Origin of the sequence: Consotaella salsifontis, from assembly GCF_900167365.1 — a bacterium.
Classification (GTDB): Bacteria; Pseudomonadota; Alphaproteobacteria; order Rhizobiales; family Rhizobiaceae; genus Consotaella; species Consotaella salsifontis.
Window position 1 is genome coordinate 79,534 of sequence record NZ_FUXL01000010.1, and the last position, 17,940, is coordinate 97,473.

At 64.4% G+C, this 17,940-nt stretch carries 16 protein-coding genes, 3 pseudogenes and 1 riboswitch; of the genes and pseudogenes, 11 read left to right on the forward strand and 8 right to left on the reverse strand.

What is annotated here, in order from left to right; genetic code table 11:
* Positions 1-13 precede the first annotated feature (13 nt).
* Positions 14-832, forward strand: coding sequence for a bifunctional hydroxymethylpyrimidine kinase/phosphomethylpyrimidine kinase (thiD, locus tag B5D38_RS14695; protein WP_078709192.1), 819 nt, complete (start codon positions 14-16; stop codon positions 830-832).
* Between the two features lie 110 nt (positions 833-942).
* On the opposite strand, the gene thiE is transcribed toward thiD, so the two are convergent.
* The 3 genes from thiE to thiC are packed head-to-tail and all read right to left on the reverse strand — an operon-like array spanning position 943 to position 4,222.
* Positions 943-1,620, reverse strand: coding sequence for a thiamine phosphate synthase (gene thiE, locus B5D38_RS14700; protein ID WP_078709193.1), 678 nt, complete (start codon positions 1,618-1,620; stop codon positions 943-945).
* The gene (thiM, locus tag B5D38_RS14705; protein WP_078709194.1) at positions 1,617-2,426 is read right to left on the reverse strand and encodes a hydroxyethylthiazole kinase; all 810 of its coding nucleotides are present in this window, start codon (positions 2,424-2,426) and stop codon (positions 1,617-1,619) included. Before thiM ends, thiE begins: the two co-directional genes overlap by 4 nt.
* Positions 2,423-4,222, reverse strand: a complete 1,800-nt coding sequence (gene thiC / locus B5D38_RS14710) for a phosphomethylpyrimidine synthase ThiC (protein ID WP_078709195.1) — start codon at positions 4,220-4,222, stop codon at positions 2,423-2,425. Before thiC ends, thiM begins: the two co-directional genes overlap by 4 nt.
* Before the next feature lie 96 nt (positions 4,223-4,318).
* Positions 4,319-4,448: riboswitch (TPP riboswitch) on the reverse strand.
* Between the two features lie 87 nt (positions 4,449-4,535).
* Between thiC and B5D38_RS22580 the strand changes: the two are divergent.
* Together B5D38_RS22580 and B5D38_RS21870 are read left to right on the forward strand one after the other, a co-directional pair.
* Positions 4,536-4,763: pseudogene (locus tag B5D38_RS22580) on the forward strand (DUF932 domain-containing protein); the annotation flags it as partial.
* Between the two features lie 4 nt (positions 4,764-4,767).
* Positions 4,768-4,917, forward strand: a pseudogene (locus B5D38_RS21870) (IS5/IS1182 family transposase); the annotation flags it as partial.
* Positions 4,918-5,416: 499 nt separating this feature from the next.
* On the opposite strand, the gene arsH reads toward B5D38_RS21870, so the two are convergent.
* The 5 genes and pseudogenes from arsH to B5D38_RS14740 all read right to left on the reverse strand — a co-directional run bounded on the left by arsH (position 5,417) and on the right by B5D38_RS14740 (position 8,603).
* Positions 5,417-6,139 carry an arsenical resistance protein ArsH gene (arsH, locus tag B5D38_RS14720; protein ID WP_078709196.1) on the reverse strand — a complete coding sequence of 241 codons (723 nt, stop codon included), beginning with the start codon at positions 6,137-6,139 and terminating at the stop codon, positions 5,417-5,419.
* A 39-nt stretch (positions 6,140-6,178) separates the two neighbouring features.
* Positions 6,179-7,252 carry an ACR3 family arsenite efflux transporter gene (gene arsB / locus B5D38_RS14725; RefSeq protein ID WP_078709197.1) on the reverse strand — a complete coding sequence of 358 codons (1,074 nt, stop codon included), beginning with the start codon at positions 7,250-7,252 and terminating at the stop codon, positions 6,179-6,181.
* Between the two features lie 50 nt (positions 7,253-7,302).
* A pseudogene (gene arsC, locus B5D38_RS14730) lies at positions 7,303-7,721 on the reverse strand (arsenate reductase (glutaredoxin)).
* Between the two features lie 7 nt (positions 7,722-7,728).
* Positions 7,729-8,259: an arsenate reductase ArsC gene (locus B5D38_RS14735; protein WP_078709198.1), complete on the reverse strand. Its 531-nt coding sequence runs from the start codon at positions 8,257-8,259 to the stop codon at positions 7,729-7,731.
* Positions 8,256-8,603 carry an ArsR/SmtB family transcription factor gene (locus B5D38_RS14740; protein WP_078709199.1) on the reverse strand — a complete coding sequence of 116 codons (348 nt, stop codon included), beginning with the start codon at positions 8,601-8,603 and terminating at the stop codon, positions 8,256-8,258. The genes B5D38_RS14735 and B5D38_RS14740 overlap by 4 nt, the downstream gene beginning before the upstream one ends.
* A gap of 196 nt (positions 8,604-8,799) precedes the next feature.
* Here B5D38_RS14740 and B5D38_RS14745 point away from each other — a divergent pair, with 196 nt between their 5' ends.
* The 8 genes from B5D38_RS14745 to B5D38_RS14780 all read left to right on the forward strand — a co-directional run bounded on the left by B5D38_RS14745 (position 8,800) and on the right by B5D38_RS14780 (position 17,387).
* On the forward strand, positions 8,800-9,699 hold the full coding sequence (locus B5D38_RS14745) for a substrate-binding domain-containing protein (RefSeq protein ID WP_425349336.1): 900 nt from the start codon (positions 8,800-8,802) through the stop codon (positions 9,697-9,699).
* Complete coding sequence (locus B5D38_RS14750; protein WP_078709200.1) at positions 9,692-11,143, forward strand: sensor histidine kinase; 1,452 nt, start codon at positions 9,692-9,694, stop codon at positions 11,141-11,143. The genes B5D38_RS14745 and B5D38_RS14750 overlap by 8 nt, the downstream gene beginning before the upstream one ends.
* Positions 11,133-12,446, forward strand: a complete 1,314-nt coding sequence (locus tag B5D38_RS14755) for a sigma-54-dependent transcriptional regulator (RefSeq protein ID WP_078709201.1) — start codon at positions 11,133-11,135, stop codon at positions 12,444-12,446. The genes B5D38_RS14750 and B5D38_RS14755 overlap by 11 nt, the downstream gene beginning before the upstream one ends.
* Positions 12,447-12,614: 168 nt before the next feature.
* Positions 12,615-13,145 carry an arsenate reductase (azurin) small subunit gene (locus B5D38_RS14760; RefSeq protein WP_078709202.1) on the forward strand — a complete coding sequence of 177 codons (531 nt, stop codon included), beginning with the start codon at positions 12,615-12,617 and terminating at the stop codon, positions 13,143-13,145.
* 11 nt (positions 13,146-13,156) lie between these two features.
* Entirely contained in the window at positions 13,157-15,622 is a 2,466-nt protein-coding gene (locus B5D38_RS14765) for an arsenate reductase (azurin) large subunit (RefSeq protein WP_078709203.1), read from the forward strand.
* A 151-nt stretch (positions 15,623-15,773) separates the two neighbouring features.
* Entirely contained in the window at positions 15,774-16,064 is a 291-nt protein-coding gene (locus B5D38_RS14770; protein WP_078709204.1) for an ArsR/SmtB family transcription factor, read from the forward strand.
* The gene (locus B5D38_RS14775; RefSeq protein ID WP_078709205.1) at positions 16,061-17,131 is read left to right on the forward strand and encodes a permease; all 1,071 of its coding nucleotides are present in this window, start codon (positions 16,061-16,063) and stop codon (positions 17,129-17,131) included. Before B5D38_RS14770 ends, B5D38_RS14775 begins: the two co-directional genes overlap by 4 nt.
* 13 nt (positions 17,132-17,144) lie before the next feature.
* Entirely contained in the window at positions 17,145-17,387 is a 243-nt protein-coding gene (locus B5D38_RS14780) for a thioredoxin family protein (RefSeq protein WP_078709206.1), read from the forward strand.
* The last annotated feature ends 553 nt before the right edge of the window (positions 17,388-17,940 follow it).

Genomic DNA, 17,940 nt, shown 5'->3' on the forward strand with positions numbered 1-17,940 from the left:
AAAGTTGGCTGTCGTGATCGCGAACATCCTGACCATCGCCGGCACCGATCCGTCCGGCGGCGCCGGCATCCAAGCAGACATCAAGACATTCTCGGCGCTCGGCGCCTATGCCGCGTCAGCGATCACCGCCGTGGTCGCGCAGAACACGCAAGGAGTCCGCTCCTATGTTGCCCTGGAGCCAGCATTCGTGGCCGATCAGATCGACGCCGTCCTCGACGACGTGCGGATCGATGCCGTCAAGATCGGCATGATCGCCAATGCTCGGATTGCCGAAACGGTAGCGGATCGCCTACGCTACCATGCGGCGCGCAATATCGTGCTCGATCCGGTCATGGTGGCCAAGAGCGGGCATTCACTCCTTGATGCGGACGCCGTGGCCGCGGTGCGAGAATTGCTTGTTCCGCTTGTGACGCTGATCACTCCCAACCTGCCGGAAGCGGCCGTGCTGCTCGCGCGGGAAGACGGCTGGACGGCCGACGATATGCAGGCAGCCTTGCCCGATCTTCTGGCATTGGGAAGCGCCTGGGTGCTTCTGAAGGGCGGTCATCTGGAAGACAACGCGCAAAGCACTGATCTGCTGTTCGGACGGGATGGAATGACAGCCTTTCCAGCTCCGCGCATCGCAACCCGCAACGATCACGGAACGGGGTGCACATTGTCAGCCGCTATCGCCGCGCTTTTGCCGTCCCATGGCATGGTGGACAGTGTGCGGGAAGCCAAGGCGTACCTCCACGGCGCACTGGCGGCAAGCAACGCGCTCGATGTCGGCCTCGGTCATGGGCCGCTGCACCATTTCCATCGTCTGTGGCCCCAGCACGAGCCGGCGCGGTGAGAGGCAGACCAGGCGGCACCGCGTTTCCGCCGAAGCGCTTGTGCTGAAACCGGAAAGGGTTCATCGGGAGCGTAAGGCCGAGAAGGTGTACGACATTTCGGCCTTACGCCTCAGCCCGCCACGAGAGCTCCAGGCGCTGCGTTTTCCAAGCGCCGCGACCGGATGGCGTCGATTTCAGTGGCAAGAATTCGCGCCGCCGCTTCCGGGTTCCGCTGACCGCAAATGGCCGAGACCACTGCGATGCCCCTCGCGCCGACCGCCAGCACCGACGCGATATGCCGTCGCTTGAGACCGCCGATGGCGACGGCCGGGATGGAGCTGGCGGCAATCTGCGCCGCGAGACCGTCAAATCCTACTGGCAATTTGTGATCCAGCTTGGTCTGCGTGGCAAAGACAGGGCCAGCGCCAATATAGTCCACCAGTGCGGGATCCGCTGCGGCGGCCATTTCGGGGGTCTCGACGGAAAGACCAAGGATCGCCTCTGGCCCGATCCAGGCGCGCGCCTCGGCCGCAGACATGTCGCCCTGCCCTATATGGACACCGTCCGCGCCGATGGCGACGGCGGCCGCTACATCGTCGTTGACGATCAGCCTTGCGCCCGTACCCTCAAGCGTGGACTTCAGCACCTTTCCCGTGGCGACCAGTTGCGCCGTATCACCCGTCTTGTCGCGAAGCTGCACCATGGTCGCGCCGCCGGCCACGGCAGCGCGGGCTGTTTCCACCATGCCGATCCCGGCGCAAAGACAGGGATCGAGCACGAGATAAAGCGACAGATCGAACGGCGTCATGCCCTAACCTCCTCGATCGTATGGATCGATGCTTCGGCATCAAGCCTTTCCGGCGTCGCGGCATGAAGGGCATCAAGGAAACGCGGAGCAAAGCTGCCCGGCCCCGTCGAGCCTTCATGAGCCAGACTGCCCGCCACGGCGAAATGCGCCAGCGCCCCGACGGCAGCGTCGAAGGGATCGCCGGTGACGGCCGCATAGGCTCCGCACAGGCAGGTCAGCGAGCACCCCATGGCAGTGTTCATCGGCATCAAGGGTGATCCACCCTCGAGCCTCACAGCACGCGTTCCGTCGGTGACGAAGTCCACCGCGCCCGTCACCGCGACGACGCTGCTGTGTTTACGCGCGAGGAGCCGCGCGCCATCCTCGGCGACGGCGACGGAATCACGTCCGTCGACGCCCCGGCCCCGGCTGACTTCGCCCGCTAGCGCCAGGATTTCCGATGCGTTGCCCCGGATGATGGTCGGGTGCAGCGCAAGCAGCTCGGCCGAGATCCGGCGGCGATACGCGGTCGCCTGGCAGGCGACCGGATCGAGCACCCAGGGGCGCCCCGCTGCTTCAGCCCCGGCGATGGCGGCGCGCATTCCCTCGACGAAGGGCTCCGACAACGTGCCGATATTGACCGTCAGCGCGCCGGCGATGCGGGCGAACTCCTCCGCCTCGTCGGCATCGGAAACCATGGCGGGACTGGCCCCCGCCGCCAACAGCACATTGGCGGCGATGTTCATGGCGACATAGTTGGTGATGCACTGCACCAGCGGCGGTTCGGCCCTGAGCGCAGCGAGCAAATATCCCGGAGTCCTGGTCATTGCGCGTCCTTCAGCGGCATGTAGAGTTCGCCGCCCTCGCGGAACTTCTCCGCCATTGCCGCCATGCCCTCTTTCTGGGCCTCGGCACGGATATCGTGGGAGATGCGCATGGAGCAGAATTTCGGCCCGCACATCGAACAGAAGAGCGCCGTCTTGTGCGCCTCTTTCGGCAGGGTTTCGTCATGCATCGACCGGGCGGTGTCGGGATCGAGCGAGAGGTTGAACTGGTCCTCCCAGCGGAACTCGAACCGGGCGCGGCTGAGGGCGTCGTCGCGGATCCGCGCCGCCGGATGCCCCTTGGCAAGATCGGCCGCATGGGCGGCAATCTTGTAGGTGATCACGCCCACCTTCACGTCGTCACGGTCGGGCAGGCCGAGATGTTCCTTGGGCGTCACATAACAGAGCATCGCCGTGCCGAACCAGCCGATCATCGCCGCGCCGATACCCGAGGTGATGTGATCGTAGCCTGGCGCGATGTCCGTAGTGAGCGGCCCAAGCGTATAGAACGGCGCCTCACCGCAAATCTCGAGCTGCTTGTCCATGTTGGCCTTGATCTTGTGCATCGGCACGTGACCGGGGCCCTCGATCATCACCTGGCAGTCCCTGGCCCAGGCGATCTGCGTCAGCTCGCCCAGCGTTTCCAGTTCAGCGAACTGCGCCTGGTCGTTGGCATCGGCGATGGAGCCGGGGCGCAGGCCGTCACCGAGGGAAAAGCTCACGTCGTAGGCGCGTGCGATGTCGCAGATCTCGTCAAAATGCTCGTAGAGGAAGCTGTCGCGGTGATGATGGAGGCACCATTTGGCCATGATCGAGCCGCCGCGCGACACGATCCCCGTCACCCGGTTCACCGTCATCGGGATCATATGAAGCCTGACGCCGGCATGAATGGTGAAATAGTCCACCCCCTGCTCGGCCTGCTCGATCAGCGTGTCGCGATAGACCTCCCAGGAGAGGTCCTCGGCGATGCCGCCGACCTTCTCCAGCGCCTGGTAGAGCGGCACCGTGCCGATGGGCACCGGGGAATTGCGGATGATCCAGTCGCGGATGTTGTGGATGTTGCGGCCCGTCGAAAGGTCCATCACCGTGTCGGCGCCCCAGCGGATCGCCCAGACCATCTTCTCGACTTCCTCGGCCATCGAGGAGGTCACGGCCGAATTGCCGATATTGGCGTTGATCTTGACGAGGAAATTGCGGCCGATCGCCATCGGCTCGGCCTCGGGATGGTTGATATTGGCCGGGATGATCGCCCGGCCGCGCGCCACCTCGTCGCGCACGAATTCCGGTGTGATGAAATCGGGGATCTCGGAGCCGAAGGCTTCGCCATCGCGAATCAAAGCCTTTGCCGCCTGCCGGCCAAGATTTTCTCGAATGGCGACGAATTCCATTTCCGGCGTGACGATACCGGCGCGGGCATAGGCCATCTGGGTGACGGCGCGGCCGTTCTTCGCGCGCCGCGGTTGGTTCCACACCGGGAATTGCGGCGTCAGGCGCTCGCCCTGGGCAAACCCGTTGTCCGCGGGCTTCACAAGGCGACCTTCGTACTGTTCCGTGTCGCCTCGCGCGGCGATCCAGGCCTCGCGCGGCCGCGAAAGCCCCCGCTCTATGGCGATCTCAGCCTCTGGGTCGGTGTAGGGCCCGGAGCTGTCATAGACAGCGACGGGTGGTTCACCTGCTGTTGGGTGCAGCTCGATCTCGCGCATGGGCACGCGGATACTGGGGTGCAACGTCCCTCGCTGCCAAACGCGGCGCGAGGCGGGCAACGGTCCCGTGGTGACGGACGGGGAAAGGTCTTTCATCGGTCTAGAGCCTCCGGTGCTCGAAGCTTGGAGACCCAGTTCGCCGTAATGAATGGAGAGGGGCTGCGTCAGTTGCGCCTGAGCGATCTGGCCGTGGCCGCAGCGGGTACACCATCCCTACGCCAGTATGAACTGGATCAGGTTCATCGGGTCACTGCGCTGCACGGACCTGCCGGACCGGCTATCAGAATCTCAGCCCCTTGACGGGACCCCCCGGGTGAATGCGCAAAGACTGCGCCCCTCCCCGCACCTTGTCAACCGCCATGCAGGCGGCTGACAATATACGCGTTTTTCTAAAGTCCCGGCATCGAGCGATCCCGAGCGCTTGGCCCTGATGCTGCCGGATGCGAAGCAGCCAGTGGCCCCGACGCACTGGAGTTTTGGTCAGCTTTCGCGCCTCGTCGACGCGCCGGCGGCCAATCTGCGCCAGCTTCCAGCGGCGCTCGCCGGCATCAACCTGCAATATGGCCTGACCTCGCATCGTGCCGAGCAGGTGAAGACGCTGGATATCGAGGATGGCCGCATCGAGCTGCGCGCCGTTTGCCGGAACCATCGGCGATGCCGCCAACGCCGTCCTCGCCGCCGTCGGCTACAACTTCAGGCGCATCCTCGCCTGGCTCAGGCTCTTCGTCGCCTTCATCAACGACGCCCTCTTCACGCTCGTCACTCAGGCCGAGTCCGTCCAGGCGGCTTGATCTGCGTTCTTCACGGACGACTCAAGCAGCAATGGCTCCATGTTCAAGCGCGACCAGCACCCGGAACCCATGTTTCTTTCAGACGGTTCGGTGCCTTTGGCGGACAGAGGCACCGTTACGCCGGCACCCGGAGAAAGAGCCACTGCGCAGGCGGAGGACTTTTCCGCCTCGTTGACCGCGAAAGACGCTGCGGTTTCGGCAGCGGCGCCACGTCCCGGGCTCCCAGGTCGCCCGACCTATGTCACGGCTTCGTACCAACAGATAGACCTCAACCGCGCGAGGCGTGATCCGAGGCCAAAAGACGATGGAGATCCGGCAATTAGGGGTCCCCACCTCTCCTCCGCTTGGCTCTTCTAGAACCGCCTTGGCATACAAGATGCTGTTGGGTGGGACATCCACGACATCAGTTGGGTTATTCCAAAGGTTCGAACACCCGTTGTCGAGGTCGAGAGTTACGGGCGGTCCCCTCGGGCACATGCGGCCACTCTAACCGCGCCGGCTAGGTCGAGCGTTGATTGACCCGCTTGGAGAGTTGCTCGGCGCTTTCGATGCGCTCGGAGTAGCGGTCGGTGAGATAGGCGGAGCGGCCGCGCACGAGGTGGGTGAACTTCACCAACTCCTCCATGACGTCGACGATCCGGTTGTAGTACGGCGACGGCTTCATGCGGTCGTTCTCGTCGAATTCGGTGAACGCTCTCGGAACGGAGGACTGGTTGGGGATCGTCACCATGCGCATCCAACGGCCGAGGATGCGCATCTGGTTGACGGCGTTGAAGCTCTGCGAGCCGCCGCTGACTTCCATCACCGCCAGCGTCTTGCCCTGGGTCGGGCGGATGGCTCCGAGGGAAAGCGGCAGCCAATCGATCTGCGCCTTCATGATGCCGGTCATCGCGCCATGGCGTTCCGGGCTCACCCAGACCATACCCTCGGACCAGGCGGCGAGATCGCGCAATTCCTGCACCTTGGGGTGATCCGGGTCCGCACCGTCCGGCAGAGGGAGACCGGCCGGGTTGAAGGTTCGGGTTTCCGCACCGAACCAGCGCAGCAACCTACTCGCTTCCTCGGAGACCAGCCGCGAGAAGGAACGGCTGCGCAACGAACCGTAGAGGATGAGGATGCGCGGCGCGTGTCGCGGTCCGTCCGGCCCGGCCAGTGCGGCCAGATCGACTAGGCGCAGGTGGGCGACGTCGACGTTGGGCAGATCAGCAGGGGGTGTGGTCAATGGTCCCTCCCCGCCGTCTCCTTCCTTCCCCGGCACGCATCAAACCCTTGCCTCCTCTGTCTTTGGTCTGGGGAACCAACGGTCTCCCAGCCGCAAGGCGACATGGACGAGCAGGATCAGCACCGGCACCTCGACCAACGGGCCGATGACGGCGGCGAAGGCGACCGGCGAGGCGAGCCCGAAGGCGGCGACGGCGACCGCAATCGCCAGCTCGAAATTGTTGCCGGCGGCGGTGAAGGCGACGGCGGTGGTGCGCGGGTAGTCAGCCTCGATCAGCCGGCCCATGACGAAGCTCACCAGAAACTGCACGACGAAATAGATGATCAGCGGCACCGCGATCCGCACCACATCAAGCGGAAGGCGCACGACGTCGCCGCCCTTGAGGCTGAACATGGCGACGATGGTGAAGAGCAGCGCGGCGAGTGTGATCGGCCCGATCCTTGGCAGGAACCTCGTCGCGTACCAGTCGGCCCCCATGCGCGGGATCAGCACCTTGCGCGTCAGGAATCCGGCGGCGAAGGGAATGCCGAGATAGATCAGCACAGCCTCGGTGATGGTCCAGAAGGAGACGTCGACGACGCTGCCCTCCAGCCCGAACAGCGGCGGCAGGACGCTCAAGAAGAACCAGGCGTAGGTGGAGAAGAACAGGATCTGAAAGATTGAGTTGAAGGCGACGAGGCCGGCGACGTACTGGTTGTCGCCGCGCGCGAGCTGGTTCCACACCAGCACCATGGCGATGCAGCGGGCGAGACCGATGAGGATCAGGCCGGTCATGTATTCGGGCTGGTCATGAAGGAAGACCACGGCGAGCGCGAACATCAGGACCGGGCCGATGATCCAGTTCTGCACCAGCGAGATGACAAGGATGCGCTTGTCGGCGAACACCTCGTGCAGCGCCTCGTAGCGGACGCGCGCCAGCGGCGGGAACATCATCAGGATCAGGCCGATGGCGATGGGAATGTTGGTGGTGCCGACCGACAGCGCGTCCATCGCCTGCGGCAGGCCGTCGACGAAGGTGCCGAGCGCGACGCCCAGCGCCATGGCGGCGAAGATCCACAGCGTCAGGTAGCGGTCGAGAAAGGACAGGCGCGAAGCGGGACGCGGCGTGGTCATGGACAGCTCCGTGAAAGAACAGCAACGGGAGGAATTGCCTCGGTGTCCGGTCAGCCCGCGCGGTGGCTATCCTCGGCGACAACGGCCTCGCCGTCCTCCTTGGTAAAGGTCGCGACCGGGTGATCGAGCAGTGCCAGCACCGCCTCGGAGGGCCGGCAGAGCTTCGCGCCTTTGCCGGTCACCACGATCGGGCGGTTGATGAGGATCGGATGGGCGATCATCGCGTCGATCAACTGGTCGTCGGTGAGGGAAAGATCGTCGAGGCCAAGCTCCGCATAGGGCGTCCCCTTCTGGCGCAGGAGATCGCGCGCCGAGGTCTTCATCAGGCCTATCAGCTCGACCAGACGCTCCCGGCTCGGCGGGTCCTTGAGATACTCGATGACATCCGGCTCCTCGCCGGACTGGCGGATCATGGCGAGCACGTGCGCGACGTGCCGCAGGCGGGGTTGTGATAGATCGTGACGGTCATCGGAGCCTCAGGCGACGTCGGGACGGGAAAAGGATGCGCCTTCCATTCGCCCGATATCGCGGACCTTTGCCGAGAGGGAGATACGTTCGAGCCGCTCGATCGGCAGCGCGGCGAAGGCCGTGACGCGGTTCTTCAGGTACCGGAAAGCGCGCTCGAAGGCCGCCCGCGTGAATGCCTCGCTCCGCGTCTCCGCCGCCGGATCCTCGATTCCCCAGTGCGCTGTCACTGGCTGGCCCGGCCAGACCGGGCAGGCTTCTCCGGCCGCCTGGTCGCAGACGGTGAAGACGAAATCCATGATGGGCGCGTTGGGGCCCGCGAACTCGCCCCACGATTTCGACCTGAGGCCTTCCGTCGGGTAGCCGTTGTCCTCCAAAAGGGCGAGCGCCGTCGGGTGTACTTCCCCCTTGGGATGGCTGCCGGCCGAAAAGGCGTTGAAGCGCCCCGCGCCGTCCTGGCGCAGGATGCTCTCGCCGAGGATCGAGCGGGCCGAATTGCCCGTGCATAGGAAGAGCACGTTGAAGGGCTGGGTGCGGGTCATGTGCAGGTCTCCCGATCACAGGATGAGGTAAACTTGGCGATGTCGCCGCAGATTTCGGGGCGGCCGTTGCAGCAGTCCTCGGTGAGAAAGGCGAGCAGGGCACGCATCTCCTCGAAATGGACGGCATAGAAGATGCGCCTTCCGTCACGACGGGAGGTGAGCAGGCCGGAGCGCTCCAGCGCCGCCAGATGGAAGCTCATGCGCGTCGGCGGAATGGCCAGCGCCTCCGCGATCTCGCCGGACGGCATGCCGCTCGGCCCGGCCTTCACCAACATTCGGAACGCGGCGAGGCGGTCGGCATGCGCCAAGGCAGCAAGACTGGAAACAGCGGTATCATCATCCATAATACGATTATGCAAATATCGTTGTAATATTCAAGGATGAAGCAATCAGACGCGTCACATTGCCGTGAAAAGAATGCGGCCACCACGCTTTCCGGTGGTCAGAGGCTTCGTCGCCAATCTCGCCGCTCCTTGTTCCTCGGTCGATGCAATGGCAAGTTTGCTGATCGCAGGGTCGAGTTAAAGGAGGAACTTGGCTGTGCAACCGAAAAGTGGTGCTCAAGCACTGACGCGGCGCTCGCTGCTACTCGCGGCGTTGGCGGGAACAATCACGGCGCGCCCGTCCAAAGGAGAAGATTTTCTTGACCAGGACGAGATCCGTTTTGGGCTGACGCCCGTCTTCCTGAACTCCGATCTCGAACTGCTTGATCGATTTCAGGTCTATCTGCGAAAGGTGACTGGTCTTCCGATTCTTTTGGTGACGCGGCGGACCTACCAGGAAATCACAGCGCTGCTGATCTCGCGACAACTCGATGCCGCCTGGATCTGCGGTTATCCCTTCGTTGAGGCGCAGGCTCAGTTGCAGTTGGTCGCCGTCCCGATTTGGCGGGGGCGCCCTCTCTACCGATCCTACATCATCGTCGGCGCGGACCACGCGCCGGCCGCCGACATCGCCGACCTGAGAGGCGACATCCACGCCTTCTCGGATCCAGATTCCAATTCGGGGTGGCTCGTCACCAATGCCCTCTTGGCTGAACGGGAATTGAGGGCCGAGACCTTCTTCTCGCGCACCTTCTTCACCTATGGACACCGCGACGTCATTCGCGCCGTCGCCAGCGGCCTGGCCGACTCGGGCTCGGTCGACGGCTACGTCTATGAGGTCATTTCCGAGTTGGAGCCGGATCTGACGGGCCGAACGCGTGTGCTTCGCCGCTCGGAATGGCTGGGGTTTCCTCCCGTTGCCGCACCGCTGCTGCCCGTTTCTCCCCGGCGGCTCGAGGTCCTCAAAGCGGCGCTCCTCGGCATGCCGTCCGATTCCGACGGAGCCATCATCCTGAAGACGCTGCGCCTCGACGGGTTTGGGCGTGAGGACGCTTCCCTGTTCGAGCCGATCGCCCGAAAGGCGTCGCTCGTTGCGAAGCTCGATCAGCATGCGTAGCCTCGCCGCACCCAAACGCTGGCCCCTCTCCGTGAAAGTGCCGCTGGCGGTTGCGGCCCTGATGATCCTGGTCGGCGCGGTTTTGTCGGAGCGGGTGCTCGCGGGCCTCGCCGAGACGCAGAAGGTCCATCTCATGGATCTTGCTCAAAGCTATTTGGACGGGCTCTCTTCGGCACTCGCGCCATCGATCCTGAGAGACGACACCTGGGCAATGTTCGATGCGATCGAACGAGCGGAGAGCCTGAACAAGGGCGTCCGTTCGATCGAAACCGTCGTCACCGACACCGAGGGGGCCGTCATCGCCGCTTCTGATCCACGGCGCCATCGACTGGGGAGCATCCCGGCGAACGTCTCGCAAGCCCCGTTCACCTTCATCCCCGGAGGCAACGAGGCAGAGGCAACGCGGCAGATCTCCTATCCCGGCCGGACAATCGCGATCATTCACGCCCGCTTCGACACGCGGCAACTGGCCGCCCAGCGACGCGACGTGCTGCGCTCGCTGATCATCACGAACGGAACGCTGACCATTCTTCTGGCCGGCGCCGGATGGCTTCTGGTCTATCGCATGATGCGGCCCGTCCGCATCCTGACGCATCATCTGGGATCGGCGGAACGGCAGATCCCAGCATCGATCCCCGCTCGTGTGATCGCACAGCAAGGCGGCGAGTTCGCACAATCCTTTCGGGCCTACAACGCCATGGCGACCTGGTTGGCGGAACGCGAAAGCCTGCGCCTGAGACTCGCCGAAGAGGAACGGCTAGCCAGTCTCGGCCGGCTTGCCTCAACGCTCGCTCATGAGATCAACAACCCGCTCGCCGGCCTGTTCAACGTGCTGGCAACCTTGAGGAGCCATGGCGAAGAGCCGCTCCAGCGCCAGCGATCGATCGATCTCCTCGATCGCGGTCTGCGAGGCATTCGCGATGTCGTGCAGGCCGCCCTCACACTGCATCGATCCGATGCCGTTCGGGCGCTGGCACCCTGCGACATCGAGGACCTTGGACTGCTCGTCGGCCCGGAAGCGGCGCGCCGCAATGTCCTGCTGCGGATCGATGCCACGCTTCCCGCAGCCATCGATCTGCCGAGCGGCCCCATCCGTCAGGCTCTGCTCAATCTTGTGCTGAACGCTGTCGCGGCGTCACCCCCCGGCAGCCAGGTCGTCCTGTCGGCGAGGTGCGATACGGCGTCCTTTACGGCGAGCGTGTCCGACGAGGGGCATGGGATCGCCGAACGGGAAGCCGCAATCCTGACAGGTCGATCGAGCACATCCATTCTCGAATTGGGAAGCGGCGTCGGCCTTTGGGCCACCCGGCACCTGATCGATGACCTGGGTGGGTCGATCGGCGTTCGCCGCGCCGATCCGCACGGCACGATCGTCGACGTGTCGATCCCGCTTCACGCGCCTGTCCCCCAGCACGCGTCCAAGGAGATGTTTGATGTCGCTTAAGGACAGATCCATCGCCCTTGTCGAGGACGATCCCATCATGGGCGAGAGCCTTGTGCAGATGCTGTCCCTCGAGGGAGCCCTCGTCACCTGGTGGCGGAGCGGTGGCGAAGCGATCGCGGCGTCTCCTCGGCATCGTCCCGAGGCCGTCATCTGCGACCTGCGCCTTCCCGATGTCGACGGTGAGCAGGTCTTTCTCGCGTGGGCCAATAGCGAGATGCCGCCGCCCTTTGTCTTCATCACCGGCTTCGGTGACATCGATCAGGCCGTTCGGCTGATGAAGGGTGGCGCCGGCGACTTTCTCACCAAGCCCTTCGAAAAGGATGTCTTCCTGGAACGGCTCGCCGACCTGTTGCCACGACGATCGGAGTTTGCCGGCGCCTGCCTCGGTGTCTCGCCGCCGATGCGCAGCGTCCAACGCCTGCTCGATCGGATCGCCAAGGTCCGATCGACCGTGCTGATCACCGGCGAAACGGGCACCGGCAAGGAGGTGGCGGCGCGCTATCTGCACGGCGCATCCTCGTCTGGCGAGTTGCCTTTCGTCGCCATCAACTGCGCGGCGATCCCGGCCGATCTCCTTGAAAGCGAATTGTTTGGCCACGAGCGCGGCGCGTTCACGGGCGCTGGCCAGCGCCATCTTGGCTATGCCGAGCGCGCCGGCGGAGGCACCCTGTTTCTCGACGAGGTCGGCGAATTGCGGCCGGAGCTTCAAGCGAAGCTGCTGCGGCTGGTGGAGGAGCGCACGTTCCGGCGCGTCGGCGGTGAGAAGGATTTGGCGTTCAGCGCTCGACTCGTGGCGGCAACGAATTCCGACCTTCAGGCGGCAGTCGCGATCGGCCGCTTCCGCAAGGATCTCCTGTTCCGCCTCGACGTGCTGAACGTGGCCGTTCCGCCGTTGCGCGAACGGAAGGAGGACATCGCCTGGCTGCTCGACCGATTCTTCGAGGAGTTCGCAGCCCTCGTCGATACGCCGTTGCGAGGCGTCAGCGCGCTTACCGAACAGGCCGCCGCAGACCATCCCTGGCCCGGCAACGTTCGCGAGCTGCGCAACCGTGTCGAGCGAGCGGTCGCGTTAGGCCTGGGGCCCTGGTTGATGCCTTCCGATCTCTTCCCCGAGGCGCTCCAGCACCAAGTTGTCGACGCGTTCGGATCCTTGGCGGAGGTCCGCAATGAGGCCGAACGACGTCATATCGAGCGAGCGCTTGGCTGCGCCAGCGGAGAGATGGCGCGGGCCGCCAAGATCCTTGGGATCGGGCGCACCACGCTTTGGGAAAAGATGCAGAAGCTCGGCCTGAGAGCCGGTTGATTGGAGCTCTCGCGTTCGGATTCCCGAATTTCGCCGTGCCGGGATGTTCGAGAACCCGGATATCGAGAGCTACGAACGCGGCAAAAGCGACGGGGTCGCAGGACTCCGTGACCCTGGCACGACACATGCAATGCCTTCCTGGTCGGATCAAACGACTGGGAGGAAACCATGAAGAGATGCGATCGCCTCGTGGATCAGGGGCGTCGGCGATTCCTCGCCGGGGCCGGCCTTGCGACGGCCGGAGCCGCAGCGACGACGTTCGTCTCGTCTGGCCGGGCCCGGGCCGCCACGGCGCCAGCGGCTGCGCTGGTAAAATACCCAGCCAACAGGCTCGCCAACGTGAAGGACCTCAGGGTTGGCGAGCCCTTCGACGTCAGCTACCCCGATGAGAACGCGCCTGGGGTGCTCCTCAAGCTCGGCCGGACGGTGCCCGGCGGCGCAGGACCCGACGGCGACATCGTCGGCTTTTCGGCGGTCTGTCCCCACAAGGGCTATCCCCTCGTCTACAGCGCCGGGGATCGCTCGTTCAACTGCCCCGGCCACTATTCGCGCTTCGACCCGGAGGCGGGAGGCCAGCAGATCTGGGGGCATGCCACGCAGAACCTGCCGCAATACGATCTTCGGGTGGACGAGCACGGAGACATCTATGCCGAGGGCATCGATGAACTCCTCTACGGCCGCCTGTCCAACGTGATCTGAGGGAGGCAATCATGGCTTTCAAGCGCCACATCGGCCGGCTTCCGATCGTTCCGGCCAACGCCAAGGAGCACAACGTCGTTTGCCACTACTGCATCGTCGGATGCGGCTACAAGGCCTACACATGGGACTCGAGCACCGAGGGCGGCACAGCGCCAGCGGACAACAAGTTCGGCGTCGATCTCGCCCAGCAGCAGGACGCCGAGACGCCGAACTGGTACGCGCCCTCGATGTACAATCTCGTTCGCCAGAGCGGTCGCGACGTTCATCTGGTGGTCAAGCCCGATCCGGCCTGCGTCGTCAATTCGGGTCTTGGCAGCGTGCGCGGCGCCCGCATCGCCGAGATGAGCCACTCGCTGCCGCGCGGCACGCAGACCGAACGCCTCACCGATCCGCTCGTCTGGCGCTATGGCCAGATGCAGCCGACGAGCTGGGACGACGCCCTCGATATCGTCGCCCGCGTCACCGCCAGGGTGATTGCCGAACAGGGCGGGGATGGCCTCTTCGTCTCCGCCTATGACCATGGCGGCGCCGGTGGCGGCTACGAGAACACCTGGGGAACCGGCAAGCTCTATTTCGGGGCGATGAAGATCAAGAACGTCCGCATCCACAACCGCCCGGCCTATAATTCGGAGGTCCACGCCTCGCGCGACATGGGCGTTGGTGAACTCAACAACTGCTATGAGGACGCGGAACTCGCCGACACACTCTTCGCGCTCGGCGACAATCCGCTGGAGACGCAGACCAACTACTTCCTCAATCACTGGGTCCCGAACCTTCGCGGCACCTCGCTCGACAAGAAGAAGGCAGAGTTCGGCGACGAGCCTGTCGCTCCGGCGCGAATCATCCTCGTCGACCCGCGCCGCACGGTGACGGTCAATGCCTGCGAGACCGAAGCCGGCAAGGACAACGTCCTTCACCTGGCGATCAACTCGGGCACCGACCTCGTTCTCCTGAACGCGCTGCTCACCCATGTCGCCGACAAGGGCTGGACGGACGTCGATTTCATCGGCGCCTCGACCAAGGATTTCGACAAGGCGCTCGCCGCCAACCGGACCTCGCTCGACGAGGCGGCAGCGATCACTGGGCTCGAGCCGGAGGATATCGCCAAGGCGGCCGAATGGATCGCCCGGCCCAAGGACGGCGGCACCCGGCGGCGGACGATGTTCGCCTACGAGAAGGGGCTCATCTGGGGCAACGACAACTATCGCACCAACGCGGCCATCGTGAATCTCGCGCTGGCCACCGGCAATGTCGGGCGGCCGGGCGGCGGCTGCGTGCGCATGGGCGGCCATCAGGAAGGCTACGTGCGCCCGGACTATCCCGGGCCGCGCCCGGCGCCCTACATCGACAAGCTGTTGATCGAGGGCCAGGGAGGTGTCCACCACATCTGGGGATGCGACCATTACAAGACGACGCTCAACGCCATGGAGTTCAAGCGCGCCTACAAAAAGCGCACCGACCTGGTGAAGGACGCGATGAACGCCGTTCCCTATGGTAATCGCGACGCCCTGGTCGAGGCGATCTGGGGTGCCATCCAGCAAGGCGGCCTGTTCGCTGTGGACGTCGACATCGTGCCCACCAAGATCGGCGAAGCCTGCCACGTCGTTCTGCCGGCCGCGACCTCGGGCGAGATGAACCTCACCTCGATGAACGGCGAGCGGCGCATGCGGCTGACCGAACGGTACATGGACCCGCCGGGCCAGGCCCTGCCCGACTGCCTGATCGCCGCGCGCCTCGCCAACCATCTGGAAGCGACGTTCCGGAGCGCTGGCAAGGCCGACATCGCAGACAGGTTCCAAGGCTTCGACTGGAAGACCGAGGAGGACGCCTTCATGGACGGGTATCACAAGCACGCCAAGGGCGGCGAATTCGTCACCTACGACGCGCTTCGCGGCATGGGAACGAACGGCTTTCAGGAACCGGCGACCGGGCAGGGGGACGCAGGCACCATCCTCGGCACGAAGCGTCTCTACGAGGACGGCAAGTTCGGCACCGACGATGGCCGGGCGACCTTCATGGAAACCCAATGGCGCGGCCTGCAGGCGCCCGGCAAGGAGGAGGAGCGCAAGAAGTTCCCGTATCTCATCAACAATGGGCGGGCCAATCTCGTATGGCAAAACGCCTATCTCGACACCCATGAAGAGCTGGTCATGGACCGCTGGCCCTACCCGTTCATCGAGATGAACCCGGACGACATGGCCGACCTCGGCCTGAAGGACGGGGATCTCGTCGAGGTCTACAACGACACCGGCTCGACGCAAGCGATGGCCTATCCGACGGAGACGGCCCGTCCCAAGCAGGCCTTCATGCTGTTCGGATTTCCGACGGGCGTCCAGGGCAACACCGTTTCCAAGGCGGTGAACGAGTTGGTCGTACCGAACTACAAGCAGACCTGGGGCTCGATCCGAAAGATCGCGGACGCTCCGGAGGGCGTACGCCACCTGACCTTCAAGTCGAAGGAGTACCGCGCCTCCTGACATCTCGGACGAACCCGTCTTTCGTGACGGGTTGGTCCGGCCATCGTCTGAGACCATGGTGGATTGGCCTGGATGCGACGAAATGGCCGATCGCCAAGCATAGGTGCTGTCGCGCATATGCGTTCATGCACATAAACGCGTGAAGGTCACCATGGACGTCCTGCCGCTTCTCTCGGCCTTGGCTGAGCCGACCCGCCTCGCCGCCATCGTCATCCTGTGGGATGGCGGCGAGCACTGCGTCTGCGAACTCATGGAACGGCTCGGTGCCACGCAATCCCGGATGTCGCGGCACATGGGGGTGCTGAAGACGGCCGGACTAGTCGCCGACCGGCGCGACGCCCAATGGGTGCGCTACCGCCGCAACCCCGCTCTTGCCGACGACCTCGCGGCAGTTGTCGATGCCGCCGTCAGGGCGCACCAGCAGAAGGCGTTGGCGGCATGAACGAATCCGTTTCTCCGCGCGGCGGGCGAGAGACCCGCGCGCCGAACACCGGGCCATGGGTGGCTTCGGTTCTCGTCTGCCTCGCCCTCTGGGGCGTGACCTACAGCCTGCTTCCCGCCGCTTCGAAGGCTTTGGTCGGATCGCTGCCGGTCGAGCGGACGAGCCGTCTTGGCGAGGCATTGGCCTTTTTCTTCTACGACCTGCCGAAGGTCGTCATGCTGCTTGCCCTCATCGTCTTCGCGATGGGGATCGTGCGCAGCTTCTTTTCGCCGGAAAGGACACGCGCCCTCCTTTCGGGGCGGCGCGAGGGGATCGGCAACGTCATGGCGGCGGGGCTCGGCACAGTAACACCCTTCTGCTCCTGCTCCGCTATCCCGCTGTTCATCGGCTTCCTGTCGGCGGGCGTGCCGCTCGGCGTCACCTTCTCCTTTCTGATCGCCGCGCCCATGGTGAACGAAGTCGCGCTGATCCTTCTCATCGGCCTCGTCGGCTGGAAGGTGGCGCTCACCTACTTCGCCTTTGGTCTCGTCATTGCCATCGTCTCCGGCTGGGTCATCGGTCACCTGAAGCTGGAAGGCTGGCTCCAGGACTGGGTGAAGGCGATCCAGGTCGGCGGAGCGTCGGCCGACCTTCCCGCGACGCGCCTGACTCAGGTTGACCGGATTCGGCTCGGGATCGAGGCTGTCAAGGATATCGTCGGGCGGGTCTGGATCTGGATCGTCGTCGGGATTGCCCTCGGTGGCTTGATCCACGGCTATATGCCCGCCGATCTCATGGCGCGGATCATGGGAACGAACGTTTGGTGGTCGGTTCCCGCCGCCGTCGTCGTCGGCATCCCCATGTATACCAACGCCGCGGGTGTCATCCCGATCGTCGAGGCGCTCCTCAGTGAGGGCGCCGCGCTCGGCACCACGCTCGCCTTCATGATGTCGGTGATCGCGCTGTCGCTGCCGGAGATGATCATCCTGCGGAAGGTCCTGACACTGCGCCTGATCGCCGTCTTCGTCGGCGTCGTCGGCTCCGGCATCCTCGCCGTCGGCTTTCTCTTCAACGCGCTCTACTCGTGAAAGGCGAAAACCCATGAAACAGGTCAAGGTGCTCGGCTCGGGGTGCAAACGCTGTCAGACGACGGAGCAGATGGTCAAGGAAACCGCCGCCCGGCTCGGTGTCGACATCACGGTCGAAAAGGTCACCGACTACGCAGAGATTGCCAAGTTCGGCATTGCCTCGACGCCCGGCATTATTATCGACGGCAAGGTCGTCCATGCCGGCGGACTGCCCAACGAAGCCGCCCTGGAAGGATGGTTGCGCCAGGATTCGTGAGCGCCGCGCTGCAAACCGCACAAGCGCGAGGAAACCCACCGCATCCAAGGAAACGACTGTTTCCGTTGTCCCAGAGCGGCAAGCCCGCTGACGGCACCAAGTCCGGAGGTTGGCCGAAGAGTTTCGGGACTGAAGTGCATGTAGGGCTGTAGATCTGCCATCTCGGCGAGAACATTTCCAGGTTCACTGGCTGGCAACCCCGGCGGAAAGCTGGCTGCGCCGCCGCGTCCCGGGCTCTCAAGCCGTCCGACCTATGCTACGACTTCGTACCAGCAGATGGACCTGAACCGCGCGAGGCGCGATCTGAAGTCAAAAGACGATGGAATTCAGGTGGTTCGGGGTCTCCGCCCCTCCTCAGGCACCGGATGGGAGGTGGCTGGGACAAGGAGGACCGATCGCCCGGATGGGGCGGGAAACGCGCTGCCGCTCTCAGGCGAAGCCCGAGGCAAGTCTCCAAACGCGGTAGCCATCCCGGATCGGCATTCGCGGAAAACACTTCCAATCAGCGCCCATTCTTGTCGTTCAACGGCTCGCTTCCCGTTCTCAGAAGCGG